Below are 14647 nucleotides of genomic sequence, written 5' to 3'. Positions count from 1 at the left end.
TCGGCTTGGGACGCGCGGCTCAGCCCGCAGTCACGTCAACCGCCTCGGCGCCTTCGAGCACGCGACGGGCCTTGTCGCGGTCGAGGTCACCTTCCCATGCCGCGACCACGACGGTGGCCACGCAGTTGCCGATCAAATTGCCGACTGCGCGCGCCATGCCGATGAACCAGTCGATCGAGAGCACCAGCACGAGGCCAATCGCCGGGATGCTCGGCACGGCGTTGAGCGTCGCCGCCAGGATGACGATCGCCGAGCCGGGCACGCCATGCGCACCCTTCGAGGTGATCAGCGACACGCCGAGCACCAGCATCAGGTCGCCGAACGACAGCGGCGTGTTGGTCGCCTGCGCGATGAACACGACCGCGAGCGTCAGGTAGATCGAGAAGGCATCGAGGTTGAAGGAATAGCCGGTCGGGATCACGAGGCCGACCACCGAATCCTTGACGCCGAAACGCTCCAGCTTGCGCATCACCTGCGGCAGCACCGCGTCGGACGATGCCGTGGCGACCACGATCATCAGCTCCTCGCGCAGGTAGCCGAGGAACTTGAGGATGTTGATGCCGGCGAGCGCCATCACGGCGCCAAGCACGCCGAGCACGAAGATCGCGACCGACACGTAGAACAGCGCGACCAGCGACAGCAGCTGCTTCAGCGAACCGACGCCGTATTTGCCGACCGTATAGGCGACGGCGCCGAGCACGCCGATCGGAGCGAAGCGCACGATCAGGCCCATGGCGCGGAACAGCACGGTCGAGACCGCGTCGATGAAGGAGGAGATTTTCTCGCCCTTCTCGCCGCCGACCAGTGCCAGGCTGACGCCGAAGATGATGGCGAAGAACAACACCTGCAGCACGTCGTTGCGCGACAGTGCGTCGAACGAGGTGGTCGGGATGATGTTGAGCAGGAAGCTGCCGATGCCTTCGCCCTTCAGCTTCTGCGCGTTGCTGGCATAGTTGCCGAGGGCCTTGGCATCCAGCGTCGAGGTATCGATGTTCATGCCGTGGCCGGGGCCGAACAGATAGGCGAGCAGCAGTCCGACCACGAGCGCGACCGTCGTCATCGTCTCGAAATAGACCAGTGCCTTGACGCCGACCCGGCCGACCTTCTTGAGGTCGCCGGCACCCGCGATGCCGTGCACGACGACGCAGAACACGATCGGCGCCACGATCATCGAGATCAGCTTCAGGAAGGCATCGCTGAATATCTTCAACCCGATCGCGAAATCGGGCGCGGCCATGCCGATGAGGATGCCGAGCAGCAGCGCGACAAGCACCTGCACGAACAGCGATGTGTAAAGCGGCTTGCGCGCAACTGTCGCTTCCGCTGCGATGGTCGACATGACTTCCCCCTGTTTCTGGCCGGCCGAACCCGCCAATCTTAGCAACTTGCGTGCCAAGATGTCGCAGGATCGGCCACTCCTGCCGGGTCAGCCGTCGATTTCGAGGGTGCTGGTCACGGTGTAGACGACGCCGTGGGGCAGGAAATCCACGGTGGCCTCGCCGCCGAGCTGGTCGCGGGCACTGCGCTCGATCAGCCGGGAGCCGAAGCCGCGCTGGACCGGCGCGGTGACCTGTGGGCCGCCGGTTTCGGTCCAGATCATCCGTAGCTTCGGTCCGGGGCTCTCGTTGAGGATTTCCCAATCCAGCGTCACCGTGCCGGTGTCGTTGGACAGTGCGCCATATTTGGCGGCGTTGGTCGCCATCTCGTGCAGGATCATCGACAGCACCAAGGCAAGCCGGGGCGACAGCGGCACGCGGGGGCCGAACATCCTGACCCGCGCGGACGTGTTCAAGAGGTAGGGCCGCAGCACGCGGCTGACGACGTCCTGGAAGTCGGAGCCCTGCCATTTGTCGGTGGAGAGCAGATTGTGCGCCTCGGCCAGCGCGCCGAGCCGCCCCTCGAACTTGTCGCGCTCGGCGCGGCTTGCGCTGCGGAAGGTCTGCGTGGCGATCGATTGCAGGATCGCCAGTGTGTTCTTGACGCGGTGGTTGAGCTCTTCGATCAGCAGGTCGTGCAGCATCTCGCCGCGCGCGATCGTGGTTGCCATCCGCACCGCAAAGCCGAGCCCGACCAGCAGCAGGACGCCGCCGATCACGCTGGTGATCGCCAGCGAGCGCCACAGGGGCGCCACCAGCGAGTTCTCCGCGATCCCCGCGGCGACGGTCCAGCCGGTGACGCGCGACCGGGTGAAACCGGTGATCAGCGCCACGCCCTCCAGCGAGACGGTCGGCAGCGTCGCCTCGCCGCGGCGGAACATCTCGGCAAACAACGATGGCGAGGCGCGCTGGCCGATGGTCGCCTGCGGATTTGGCACCCGCGCGAGGTTGACGCCGTCGCTGTCGAAGATCGAGATGGTCCAGTCCTGGTTGAGGCGTTGCTTCTCGATGATGGCCTGGAACACCTCGATCGGCGGGCTGAAGGAGATGTCGTAGAGCACCTCGCCGTCGCGCATCACCGGTACCTCGACGGTGATGATCAGCCGCTGCTTCACCGCGCCGAAGAACAGGTTGGAGTATTGCGGCTGCCGCGTCGCGAACACCTTCTCGAGGATCTCGAGATTGTTGCGCGGCGGCAGGCTCGCAGTGTCCGGCGTCAGCGAGGAGAATACCTGGCGACCGGCGCGGTCCGCCACCAGCACCACGCCATCCTTGCCGTACTGGTCGATGAAGCCGATCGCGACGCGGCGGAAATTGTCGAAGTCGCTGTTGCGCAGCGAGTTGGTCAGGGCCAGCACTTGCAGCCCGCCGGTCATGCGCTGCATTTCCGCATCGAGCAGCAGGCGGATGCTGCGCGCCGTCTCCAGCACGCGCTGCGTGGCGGCCTGGCGATCCCGCTGATAATTGTGGAAGGCGATCCCGACCGCGAAAATGATCAGCGGCAACATCGTTCCCGCGACCAGAAGCGCGAGACGGACTGGCAATGTCAGTTTCGGCACGAAGTCCCCGGGTCGGTGCCCATTCGCTGCGAGCTTAGGGGAGGCGGGAAAAATTCGCCAAAGGAAATAGTTTTATATCAGAAAGGTTCCGCGGCGCCCAAAGCATGATCCGGAAAAGTGTGAAGCGGTTTTCCGAAAGGATCATGCTCGAACGAGGAGTGTGCGCCGCGGAATGACGCCATGTCAGAGATTGCTCTCGGTGATCGCGGCGTAGACCATGGTGCGCAGCTCGCGCCGCAACGGATAGGCGCTCGACGGCAGCACCTGGGTCATGAAAATCGTGATCAGCTCCTCGGCCGGGTCGATGAAGAACGACGTCGTCGCGGCGCCGCCCCAGTTGAATTCGCCCGGGCTGCCGGCGATCAGCGTCTGCGCCGGGTGCATGGTGACGGCGAAGCCGAGGCCGAAGCCGATGCCGTTATAGGCGGCTTCGGCGAACATCGAGCGCGACATCGCCGGCAGATCTACGCCGCCGGGCAGATGGTTCGAGGTCATCAGCTTCAGCGTCTTCGGGCCGAGCAGCCTGACGCCGCCGAGCTCGCCGCCATTGAGCAGCGCCCGGCAGAAGGTCAGGTAGTCGGCCGCGGTCGAGCACAGTCCGCCGCCGCCCGAGATCAGCGAAGGCGGCGCCAGGAACGAGCTGGTGGTCGGATCGTCCTGCAGCGTCAGCGTGCCCTTGCGCTCGGCGGCGAGCGGGTTGAAGCCGCCCTGCGGATCGGCGGAATAGCAGGCGGCAAACCGATGCGCCTTGTCGGCCGGTACGAAGAAATCCGTGTCGTTCATGCCGAGCGGCTTGAAGATACGCTCCTTCAGGAATTGCTCGAACGGCACACCTGAGATCTTGCCGACGAGATAGCCGAGCACGTCGGTCGAGACCGAGTAGTTCCAGGCTTCGCCCGGCGAAAATTCCAGCGGGATCTTCGCCAGATCCTCGATCATGCCGTCGAGCGTGCCGGCCTTGATGACCTCGCCGATCTTCTTCTCGCGATAGGCCGCGTCGACATTGGAGCGCTGCTGGAAGCCGTAAGTGAGGCCCGAAGTGTGGCGCAAGAGGTCGACGATCTGCATCGGCCGCGTCGGTGGGCGGGTCAGGAAGGCGGGCGCGGTGCCGGCGACGAATACGCCGAGGTTCTTCCATTCCGGAATATATTTCGCGACCGGCTCATCGAGCGCGACCTTGCCTTCCTCGACCAGCATCATGAAGGCGACTGATGTGATCGGCTTGGTCATCGAATAGATGCGGAAGATGGTGTCGTCCTTGACCGGCGCCTTGCGCTCGAGATCGGCAAAGCCCTGGACCTTGGAATGCACGATCTTGCCGCGGCGATAGATCAGGACCTGCGTGCCAGGAAAACGGCCGGCATCGATGTAGCGGCTCTTCAGATGCGCTTCGAGGCGGTTGAGGGCAGTGGTCGACATTCCCGCGGATTCGGGCGAGGCAGGCGTGGGGGCTAGCATCAGGCGTTTCTCCGGCTTGCAAGGCAGCCTTGATAGCCGAAAAGTGTCTGCTGCACCAATCCGCTGCCGCTTACCGGCATTGAGCTGGTGGTGTACCGTCGCCCCTGCAATCGCGCCCCCGAAGGGGCCCAAAGTATCTGCCAAGGTATCCGTCAAGGGAAACGCCGAGATGACCCAGTTCAACGAAACCGAGCTCACCGCCGCCGTCATCCGCAGCTTCGACCAGACACCCGATCCGCGGGCCAAGTTCCTGCTGCAGGAATTGGTGAAGTCGCTGCACGATTATGTGCGCAGGACCGATCTCACCTTCGAGGAATGGGACCAGGCGATCGGCTTCCTGACCCGTACCGGGCAGAAGTGCACCGACATCCGCCAGGAGTTCATCCTGCTGTCCGACGTGCTCGGCGTGTCGATGCTGGTCGATGCGGTCAACCATCGCGATCGCGACGGCGCGACCGAGACCACCGTGCTCGGCCCGTTCTATGTCGGCGAGCACAAGGTGACGCCGCACGGCACCGACATCTCGGCAAGCCTGCCGGGCGAGCGCATGTTCGTGCAGAGCCGCGTCACCGACCTTGACGGCAAGCCGCTGGCCAATGTGCCGGTCGATATCTGGCACGCGGACGATGACGGATTCTATGACTCGCAGAAGCCGAGCTATGCCACCGAAGGTCCGTCGTCGCGGGCGCGCTTCATCACCGATGCCGACGGCCGCTTCTTCTTCCGCACCATCGTGCCGTGCAGCTATCCGATCCCGACCGACGGCCCGGTCGGGCAGATGATCACGCAGACCAACCGTCACCCGATGCGGCCGGCGCATGTGCACTTCCTGGTCAACGCCAAGGGCTACGAGCCTCTGATCACGCATGTCTTCGTCGAGGGCGACAAGTACATCGATTCCGACGTCGTGTTCGGCGTGAAGGATGAATTGATCGCCAAGGTCGAGCGCCGCACCGATCCTGTCATGCCCGATGGCCAGCGATCGGATGGGCCGTGGAGCCTGATGACCTACGAATTCCGTGTGAAGCCCGGCGGCGGAATGGCGCCCGCGCCGCTCGGCACCAAGGTCACCGAGGACGCCTGATCGGTTTCTGAACGTTTCTGCTCAACTCTTGTGCGCCGCACAAAGATTGGGCGAATCGCAAGTTTTGGCAGCGCGCGGAAAACTCGCGCGCGCTGCGACATGTTGCGCAAGGCTTTGCAGCGAAATCCATTTTCGCGCTGCGGTAGGTTGGCACAAGGCTTGAATAATCATTAGCCGACGCCATTGAAGCCGTCCCTCGAGGCTACCCCATCGGATTTCTGACGCCGCCAGACCGGGGCCTTCCCGGTGCACGCCTTTTTGCGCCCTGCGCGCGTCGCCATCCGAAGGGCGGCGCTCGACGCACTGACGCAACACCGCAACGCAACGACGCAAAGGACGACCGATGACCAAGCCCACCGACAAGCCGCCAAGCCGCGGCCTCAGCCGCCGTCAGCTACTCAAGGCAAGCAGCGGCGCCGCCGCGCTGCTCGCCGCGGCCAAGCTCAACTTTCCCGCAGGTGCATTCGCGCAGGGCGCCGGTCCGGAAGTGAAGGCTGCCAAGCTCGGCTTCATTGCGCTGACCGATGCCTCGCCGTTGTTCGTCGCCAAGGAGAAGGGCATCTTCGCCAAATACGGCATGCCCGATGTCGAGGTGCAGAAACAGGCCTCGTGGGGCACCACGCGCGACAACCTCGTGCTCGGCTCCGAGGGCAACGGCATCGACGGCGCGCATATCCTGACCCCGATGCCGTATCTGATCTCGGCCGGCAAGGTAACGCAGAACAATCAGCCGACGCCGATGTACATCATGGCGCGGCTCAATTTGAACGGCCAGTGCATCTCGGTCGCCAAGGAATATGCCGATCTCAAGGTCGGCATCGACACCGCGCCGTTCAAGGCGGCGCTGGAGAAGAAGAAGGCCTCCGGCAAGGCGGTGAAGGCCGCGATGACTTTCCCGGGCGGCACGCATGATCTGTGGATCCGCTACTGGCTCGCCGCTGGCGGCATCGATCCCGACAAGGACATCGAGACCATCGTGGTGCCGCCGCCGCAGATGGTGGCCAACATGAAGGTCGGCACGATGGACTGCTTCTGCGTCTGCGAGCCGTGGAATCTGCAACTGATACATCAGGAGATCGGCTATACCGCGATCACGACCGGCGAGCTCTGGGACAAGCATCCGGAGAAATCGTTCGGCCTGCGCGCCGCCTGGGTCGACAAGAATCCGAAGGCCGCGAAGGCGCTGCTGATGGCTGTCATGGAAGCCCAGCAGTGGTGCGAGAAGGCGGAGAACCGCGAGGAGACCGCGGCGATCTGCGCTAAGCGGCAGTGGATCAACTGCCCGGTCGAGGACATCACCGACCGCATGAAGGGCAAGTTCGACTACGGCACCGGCCGCGTGGTCGAGAATTCGCCGCAGCAGATGCGGTTCTGGAGCGACAACGCTTCCTATCCCTATCAGAGCCACGACCTCTGGTTCCTCACGGAAGACATCCGTTGGGGCAAGTACGAGGCAGGCTTCGACACCAAGGCGCTGATCGCCAAGGTGAACCGCGAGGATCTCTGGAAGGAGGCCGCCAAGGAGCTTGGCGTGTCCGACATTCCGGCCTCGACCTCGCGCGGCAAGGAGACCTTCTTCGACGGCAAGGTGTTCGATCCCGCCGATCCCGCGGCCTATCTGAAGTCGTTGTCCATCAAGCGTGTTGACGTCTGATTTGAGCGAGCCGCGCGAGCAGTGCGGCTCTCCTTTTTTTGACCATGGAGATTTTCGTTCAATGTCGATGCCTGCCATGAAGACCGAAGTGTCGGCGGTCGCGATCCCGCCGGCCGCTGCCGCGGCGCCGGTCGTGACCATGACGCCGAAGCGCGCGCCGCGCGCCGAGACCTACGCCAGGATGGCGAAGGAGACCGCGGCGCGCGTGGTGCCGCCGCTGATCGTGGTCGCGCTGCTGCTGGTGGTGTGGGAGCTGATCTGCCGGCGCGCCGGCTCCAGCCTGCCGCCGCCGTCGAAAGTGTTCAAAGATACCAAGGAGCTGATCCTCGATCCGTTCTTTGATAATGGCGGCATCGACAAGGGCCTGTTCTGGCATCTCTCCGCCAGCCTGCAGCGCGTCGCCTACGGCTATTCGCTCGCGGCCATCGCGGGCATCGCGCTCGGCACGCTGGTCGGACAGTCGGTCTGGGCGATGCGCGGGCTCGATCCGCTGTTCCAGGTGCTGCGCACCATCCCGCCGCTCGCCTGGCTGCCGCTGTCGCTGGCCGCATTCCGCGACGGCCAGCCCTCGGCGATCTTCGTGATCTTCATCACCTCGGTGTGGCCGATCATCATCAACACCGCGGTCGGCATCCGCAACATCCCGCAGGACTACCGCAACGTCGCGGCCGTCGTGCAGCTCAATCCGCTGGAGTTCTTCACCAAGATCATGATCCCGGCGGCCGCGCCCTACATGTTCACCGGCCTGCGCATCGGCATCGGCCTGTCCTGGCTCGCGATCGTCGCCGCGGAAATGCTGATCGGCGGCGTCGGCATCGGCTTCTTCATCTGGGATGCGTGGAATTCCTCGCACATCAGCGAAATCATCCTGGCGCTGTTCTATGTCGGCATCATCGGCTTCGTGCTCGACCGGCTCATTGCGGGCCTCGGCAAAGTGGTGACCCGCGGCACGGCGGCGAACTGAGGAGGAAGTCATGAAGGCCTATCTGAAGCTCGATCACATCGACAAGACCTTCACCCGCGGCAATGCCACCACGGAGGTGCTGAAGGATATCAACCTGACGATCGAGAAGGGTGAATACGTCTCGATCATCGGCCATTCCGGTTGCGGCAAGTCGACCCTGCTCAACATCGTCGCCGGCCTCACCGGCGCCACCAATGGCGGCGTGCTGCTGGAGAACCGCGAGGTCAATTCGCCGGGACCGGATCGGGCCGTGGTGTTCCAGAACCACAGCCTGCTGCCGTGGCTCACCGTCTACGAGAACGTCAAGCTCGGCGTCGACAAGGTGTTTGCAAGGACCAAGAGCAAGGCCGAGCGCGACGCCTGGGTGATGCACAATCTCAGCCTCGTGCAAATGGCGCATGCCAAGGACAAGCGGCCGAGCGAGATCTCGGGCGGCATGAAGCAGCGCGTCGGCATCGCGCGTGCGCTCGCGATGGAGCCGAAAGTGCTGCTGCTGGACGAGCCGTTCGGCGCGCTCGACGCGCTGACCCGCGCGCATCTGCAGGATTCGGTGATGGCGCTGCACCAGAAGCTCGGCAACACCATCCTGATGATCACCCACGACGTCGACGAGGCCGTGCTGCTGTCGGACCGCATCGTGATGATGACCAACGGCCCGAGCGCGCGGATCGGCGAGGTGCTCGAGGTGCCGTTGGCGCGGCCGCGCAAGCGGCTCGAGCTCGCGACCAACCAGGGCTATCTGAAGTGCCGGCAGCACGTGCTCGAATTCCTCTATGAGCGCCACAGCTTCGTCGAGGCGGCGTGATGATCACGTCGACGGCAAGCGTTTCCGCTTTGAACCGGAACGCCGGCTTCGGTTACCAATGCTCGCGTTTTGAAAAATCGTTTCAGAACTCATTTCATGACCGAGGAGAATTGAGATGAATCCGGCCCAAATCAAGCTGGTTCAGGACAGCTTTGGCAAGGTCGCGCCGATCTCGGAGCAGGCCGCGGTCATTTTCTACGACCGCTTGTTCGAAGTCGCGCCCGCCGTGAAGGCGATGTTTCCGGTCGACATGAAGGAGCAGCGCAAGAAATTGATGACGACGCTTGCCGTCGTCGTGAATGGGCTGAGCAATCTCGACACGATCCTGCCGGCCGCGAGTGCGCTGGCCAAGCGGCATGTCAGCTACGGCGCCAAGCCCGAGCATTATCCGGTGGTCGGCGGCGCGTTGTTGTGGACGCTGGAGAAGGGGCTCGGCGAAGCCTGGACACCTGACGTCGCCGCCGCGTGGACCGCGGCGTACGGCACGCTGTCCGGCTACATGATCTCGGAAGCCTATGGCCCGGCGCAGCCGGCTGAATAGGAAAACGTCGTAAGCACAGGACGGCTGTCCAACCGTCATTGCGAGGAACGAAGTGACGAAGCAATCCATCTTGCCACGCATGGAGGATGGATTGCTTCGCTTCGCTCGCAATGACGTGGTGGGCTTTGGGGTATTCGACGGCGCCAGCAATCTTCTCTATGGTTCGCCCCGTTCCGCCAACGGGTGAACCAACAATGATGTTCCTGGAAACGCCGCCGAAACTGATCGCGACTGAAATCTTCTCCGCCGTGCCGGCGGAATTCCGCCGCGGGATGGCGAGCGAATGGGCTGACGCCAACCGCCCGGGCGCGGTGACCGACTGCTTCATCGAGGGACCGTCGTTCGATGCCGACGGCAATCTCTACATCGTCGACATTCCGTTCGGCCGCATCTTCAGGATCGCGCCGGACAAGTCGTGGTCGCAGGTTGCCGAGTATGACGGCTGGCCGAACGGGCTGAAGATCGATGCGATGGGCCGCATCCTGATCGCCGACTATCGGCACGGGTTGATGGAACTCGACGCCAGGTCGGGCGAGGTCACGCCCCTGCTGCGCTCGCGCAATTCGGAATCGTTCCGCGGCTGCAACGACCTGCACATCGCATCGAACGGTGACATCTATTTTACCGATCAGGGCCAGACCGGGCTGCACGATCCGACCGGCCGCGTCTATCGGCTGCGGGTGAACGGAGCGCTCGACTGTCTGATCGACACCGGCATCAGCCCGAACGGCCTGGTGCTCGATCCGCACGAGGCGGTGCTGTTCGTCGCCATGACGCGCGACAATGCGGTCTGGCGCGCGCCGTTCATGAAGGACGGCAGCGTCTCCAAGGTCGGCCGCTTCTGCTCGCTGTTCGGCCCGAGCGGGCCCGACGGCATGACGATGGACGCCGCCGGTCGGCTGTTCGTCGCGCACGCCTCGCTCGGCCATGTCTTCGTGTTTGCGCCGAACGGCGAGTGTATCGCGCGGATCAAGTCCTGCGCCGGGCCGAGCTGCACCAATGTCGCCATCGGCGGCGCCGACCGCGACCGCCTCTACATCACGGAATCGGTGACTGGCTCGGTGCTGGTCGCCGACATCAGCGGGCTCGGCTAGATATCTTCCTGACTGTCGACCATCGTCATCGCACCTGGCGCAGGCCCGAAGGATCGACGGCCATCAGGTCGGCCGTTGCCGGGGTCTGCCTGATCAGCGGTCGGAATGCAGCTTCTCGAGAAACTCCTTCACCCCGCTGACGGCGCCGGTGTTGGAGGCGACATAACCGGGAAGGGCGCCCACCGCCTTGTGGAACTCGCTGCTCTTCATGATGTCGAGCACGCGCTGCATCGGCTCGGTCTCGAGGAAGGCGCGCTTGCAGACGAAGAAATAATCTTCCGTGAGCAGGCGGATGAAATCGAGCCCGAACTGCCGCGCCGCGGCCTCGACGCCGAAGCTCGCATCCGCCATGCCGCTCGCGACATAGGCGGCGACCGCCGCATGGGTGAATTCCATGTGCTGGGCGCCGTTGATCCGCCCTTCCGGGATCTTGTGCAGCGCCAGCAATTGATCGAACAGCAGCCGCGTGCCGGAATCGTGGTCGCGGTTGACGAAACGGGCCTTGCGCTCGACCAGGTCCTTCAGCGTCGTGATCTTCAGCGGGTTGCCGCGCTTGACCATCAGGCCCATCTCGCGCGTCACGAAATTGATGACGCGGTCCTCGCGCGGGTCGAGCCATTCGCGGCAGGCCTTGATGCCCTGCGCCCGCAATTCGCCGCGCGGCAGGTGCACGCCGGAGAGATCGCAGGCGCCCTGCGCCAGCGAGACCAGCGAGTTCTGGTTGCTGACATAGCGCAGATCGACGCCGACGCCGCCCGCGCGGTCAAGGAATTCGCGCAGCTTGGACACCGCAAAGCCGTGGCTGGCATGGACCCGGATCACCGACGGTCGCTGCTCGAGAAACGGCTTGATCTCGGTGACCAGTTCCTGCGCGAGGTTCTCGAGCTGCAGCCCGAGCCGCGCCTGCATGCGCTCGCCGGCCCACACCAGCTTCTCGCCGAATGGCGTCAGCTTCGAGCCCTTGCCGCGATGGGTCTCAACCAGCGGAACGCCGAAGAACTCGGTCCATTGCTCGATCAGGTTCCAGACATGACGATACGACAGCTGCGCGTCACTGGCGGCGCTGGTGATCTTTCCGGTCTTCCTGATCTCGTTGAGGATGCCGAGCATCACGACCGCGGTCTGCGGGCTGTCCTCTTTCCGAAAGCGCCAGACGGTCTCGATCTCGATCTGCAGCATCGTGGTTACCACTTATGAAATAGACTTCATATCTTGGCATGCCAATAGGCACAAGATATCATATTTACTGCTGATCAAAGCCTCCTAGGTTGAGTGACAACACCAGGAGGAAATATGATGTCCGTTGCATATGACTATGAGCGTGACGCCCGCCGCGCCCCGACCATCAGGGACGAATTGCTGCTGATCGACGGCGCCCGCGTCCGTTCGTTGTCCGGAAATACCTTCAAGTCGCTCAATCCCGCCACCGAGCAGGTGATCGCTGCCGTCGCCGAAGGCAATGAGGCCGATGTCGACCGTGCCGTGGCGGCTGCCCGCCGCGCCTTCGAGGGGCCGTGGCGCACCATGCGCGCGGCCGAACGTGGTCACATTCTGCTCCGATGGGCTGAACTGCTGAAGCAGCATGCCGACGAGATTGTCGCGCTCGAAAGCCTCGATGCCGGCAAGCCGATTGCGGGTGTGCTGCGCCAGGATTTTCCGGCCGCCATCGACACGCTGACCTATTACGCCGGCTGGGCCGACAAGATCAGCGGCGATGTGGTCTCGGCGCGCGACGACGCGTTGACCTATACGGTGCGCGAGCCGGTCGGCGTGGTCGCCGCGATCGTGCCGTGGAATTTCCCGCTGATGATCGGCATGTGGAAGCTCGCGCCGGCGCTCGCCTGCGGCTGCACGGTGGTGATGAAGCCGGCCGAGCTGACCTCGTTGTCGGCGCTGCGCATCGGCGAGCTCGCGCTCGAGGCCGGTTTGCCGAAGGGCGTGCTCAACATCGTGACCGGGCCCGGTCGCGTCGTCGGCGACGCGCTGGTCAATCATCCCGATGTCGACAAGGTGACGTTCACCGGCTCGCCCGGCGTCGGCCGCGGCATCATGAAGGGCGCCGCCGGCAACTTCAAACGGGTCTCGCTCGAGCTCGGCGGCAAGTCCGCCAATGTGATCTTCGACGATGCCAATCTCGAAGCCGCTGCCAAGGCCGCGGCTGCCGGCATCTTCTTCAATGCCGGGCAGGTCTGCTCGGCCGGCTCGCGCGTGCTGGTGCAGGAGAATGCCTATGACGAGGTGGTCGAGCGTCTGGTCGCCCGCGCCGAGGCGTTGCGGATCGGCGATCCGGCCGATCGCGCCACCGCGCTCGGGCCCGTCATCTCCGAGAAGCAGATGCGCTCGATCCTCGATTATGTCGAGATCGGCAAACATGAGGGCGCGCTGCTGGCCACCGGCGGCGCGCGGGTCGGTGACCGCGGCTATTTCATCAGTCCCGCGGTGTTCGCCAACGTCGCGCACGAGATGCGTATCTCGCAGGAGGAGATCTTTGGCCCCGTCGTCAGCGTGATCAAGTTCAAGGACGAGGCCGATGCGCTGCGCATCGCCAACGGCACCGCCTACAGCCTCGCTGCCGGCGTCTGGAGCGCGGATATGGGCCGCGTGCAGCGCTTCGCCAAAAAGGCCCGCGCCGGCACGGTGTGGATCAACACCTATGGCTACACCGATGTGCGGTTGCCGTGGGGCGGCGAGCGCGACTCCGGCCTTGGCCGCGAGCACGGCACCGCCGCGCTCGACAATTTTACCGAGCCTAAGGCGGTGTGGATGAACCTCAACGTTTGATGCGCGTCGAGAGACGCGAGAGCGCGCGTCACAATACAGCTGTCGTCCCGGCGAAGGCCGGGACCCATAACCACGAATATCTGTTGTTGCACAACGGGTGGAATGGCGAGTCCCGCCAACGACGACTGCTGCGGAGTATGGGTCCCGGCCTTCGCCGGGACGACGATGTGGAGATATCGCCGGGATGACGATGTGGAGACATGGTCGTCGGTATGCTTTATCGTCCTGCGCGGAGCCACAAGGGAACTACGCAGAACGAGGCGATCGTGCAGACAAAAAAATTCGGCGACAACGGCCCGCAGGTCTCGGTGATCGGGCAGGGCACCTGGTATCTCGATCGCGGTGATCGCAAGGCGGCCGTCGCTGCGCTGAAGCGCGGCATCGATGCCGGCATGACGCATATCGACACCGCCGAGATGTACGGCGACGCCGAGCTTGTGATCGCGGATGCGATGTCAGGCCGGCGCGACGAGCTGTTCCTGGTCTCGAAGGTCTTGCCGAGCAACGCCTCGCGGCGCGGCACCATCACCGCCTGCGAGCGCTCGCTGAAGCGGCTGAAGACCGATCGCCTCGATTGCTATCTGCTGCACTGGCGCGGAACCACTCCGCTTGCCGAGACGGTCGCGGCGTTCGACGAATTGATCGCCGCGGGCAAGATCCGGTCCTGGGGCGTCAGCAATTTCGACACCGAGGATCTCGACGAACTGCTCGATGTCGCGGGTGAAGGCAAGATCGCGTGCAACCAGGTGCTCTACCATCTGCAGGAGCGCGCCATCGAGCACGCCGTGATTACCTGGTGCGAGCAGCACGGCGTCGCCGTCGTCGCCTACTCGCCGTTCGGTCACAATGATTTTCCCTCGCCGTCGAGCAGGGCCGGCGCGGCGCTGCAATCGATCGCGCAGGCGCACAAGGCAACGCCGCGCCAGGTGGCGCTCAGCTTCCTCACGCGGCTGCCGTCGGTGCTCGCGATTCCGAAGGCATCGAACGCGGAACACGCGGCGGAGAATGCGGTGGCGGGAACTCTGAAGCTGAGCGGCGATGAACTCGCCGCGCTCGATGCCGCGTTCCCGCGCGGGCCGAAGCCACGCTCGCTGCCGATGCTCTGAACTGGAAAGTTTCGTGGCTTGGCCTCGCAATTCGCGGGATTTACGCTGCTCCGCTCCACACAGTTCTTAACAAACTGTTGCAGTCGCGGCCGCACACAGGCTGCGGCGGGCGGTCGCGCGCGCTGGTGCATATCGGAGTCCCGTTTTCGGGCATTGTTCTCGCCGCGGAATTGGCGTTTTGTACGAGCAGCAGATTCCCCTTATTTTGCCTTCGAGATTGCCGTG

At 64.1% G+C, this 14647-nt stretch carries 12 protein-coding genes; 8 read left to right on the top strand and 4 right to left on the bottom strand.

Features of this window, described 5'->3' with window-relative positions; translation table 11 throughout:
• Positions 1 to 19: 19 nt before the first annotated feature.
• From J2R78_RS03495 to J2R78_RS03485, 3 genes are all read right to left on the bottom strand, one after another.
• Positions 20 to 1339 (bottom strand): dicarboxylate/amino acid:cation symporter, encoded by a 1320-nt coding sequence (locus tag J2R78_RS03495; protein WP_253609705.1) that lies wholly within the window; start codon positions 1337 to 1339, stop codon positions 20 to 22.
• Between the two features lie 87 nt (positions 1340 to 1426).
• Complete coding sequence (locus J2R78_RS03490) at positions 1427 to 2884, bottom strand: sensor histidine kinase (protein WP_253610072.1); 1458 nt, start codon at positions 2882 to 2884, stop codon at positions 1427 to 1429.
• A gap of 234 nt (positions 2885 to 3118) precedes the next feature.
• On the bottom strand, positions 3119 to 4393 hold the full coding sequence (locus tag J2R78_RS03485; protein ID WP_253609704.1) for a serine hydrolase: 1275 nt from the start codon (positions 4391 to 4393) through the stop codon (positions 3119 to 3121).
• A 169-nt stretch (positions 4394 to 4562) separates the two neighbouring features.
• Here J2R78_RS03485 and J2R78_RS03480 point away from each other — a divergent pair, with 169 nt between their 5' ends.
• The 6 genes from J2R78_RS03480 (at position 4563) to J2R78_RS03455 (ending at position 10535) form a co-directional block, all read left to right on the top strand.
• On the top strand, positions 4563 to 5477 hold the full coding sequence (locus J2R78_RS03480) for an intradiol ring-cleavage dioxygenase (RefSeq protein ID WP_253609703.1): 915 nt from the start codon (positions 4563 to 4565) through the stop codon (positions 5475 to 5477).
• 343 nt (positions 5478 to 5820) lie between these two features.
• Positions 5821 to 7131, top strand: a complete 1311-nt coding sequence (locus tag J2R78_RS03475; protein WP_253609702.1) for a CmpA/NrtA family ABC transporter substrate-binding protein — start codon at positions 5821 to 5823, stop codon at positions 7129 to 7131.
• Positions 7132 to 7192: 61 nt separating this feature from the next.
• The gene (gene ntrB / locus J2R78_RS03470; protein ID WP_076827017.1) at positions 7193 to 8095 is read left to right on the top strand and encodes a nitrate ABC transporter permease; all 903 of its coding nucleotides are present in this window, start codon (positions 7193 to 7195) and stop codon (positions 8093 to 8095) included.
• Between the two features lie 10 nt (positions 8096 to 8105).
• Complete coding sequence (locus J2R78_RS03465) at positions 8106 to 8900, top strand: ABC transporter ATP-binding protein (protein ID WP_253609701.1); 795 nt, start codon at positions 8106 to 8108, stop codon at positions 8898 to 8900.
• Positions 8901 to 9015: 115 nt separating this feature from the next.
• Positions 9016 to 9441 (top strand): globin family protein, encoded by a 426-nt coding sequence (locus J2R78_RS03460; protein WP_076827212.1) that lies wholly within the window; start codon positions 9016 to 9018, stop codon positions 9439 to 9441.
• A gap of 194 nt (positions 9442 to 9635) precedes the next feature.
• Entirely contained in the window at positions 9636 to 10535 is a 900-nt protein-coding gene (locus J2R78_RS03455; RefSeq protein WP_253609700.1) for an SMP-30/gluconolactonase/LRE family protein, read from the top strand.
• 93 nt (positions 10536 to 10628) lie between these two features.
• Here the strand turns inward: J2R78_RS03455 and J2R78_RS03450 are convergent, their stop codons facing one another.
• Positions 10629 to 11714 carry a substrate-binding domain-containing protein gene (locus tag J2R78_RS03450; protein WP_225163543.1) on the bottom strand — a complete coding sequence of 362 codons (1086 nt, stop codon included), beginning with the start codon at positions 11712 to 11714 and terminating at the stop codon, positions 10629 to 10631.
• Positions 11715 to 11831: 117 nt separating this feature from the next.
• On the opposite strand from J2R78_RS03450, the gene J2R78_RS03445 reads away from it, so the two are divergent.
• Together J2R78_RS03445 and J2R78_RS03440 are read left to right on the top strand one after the other, a co-directional pair.
• Positions 11832 to 13316: an aldehyde dehydrogenase family protein gene (locus tag J2R78_RS03445; RefSeq protein WP_253610071.1), complete on the top strand. Its 1485-nt coding sequence runs from the start codon at positions 11832 to 11834 to the stop codon at positions 13314 to 13316.
• A gap of 266 nt (positions 13317 to 13582) precedes the next feature.
• The gene (locus J2R78_RS03440) at positions 13583 to 14422 is read left to right on the top strand and encodes an aldo/keto reductase (RefSeq protein WP_253609699.1); all 840 of its coding nucleotides are present in this window, start codon (positions 13583 to 13585) and stop codon (positions 14420 to 14422) included.
• The last annotated feature ends 225 nt before the right edge of the window (positions 14423 to 14647 follow it).

It is taken from the genome of Bradyrhizobium sp. USDA 4538 (assembly GCF_024171045.1).
GTDB classification, from domain to species: Bacteria; Pseudomonadota; Alphaproteobacteria; order Rhizobiales; family Xanthobacteraceae; genus Bradyrhizobium; species Bradyrhizobium australafricanum.
This window is presented reverse-complemented; position numbering and strand designations above follow the sequence as displayed.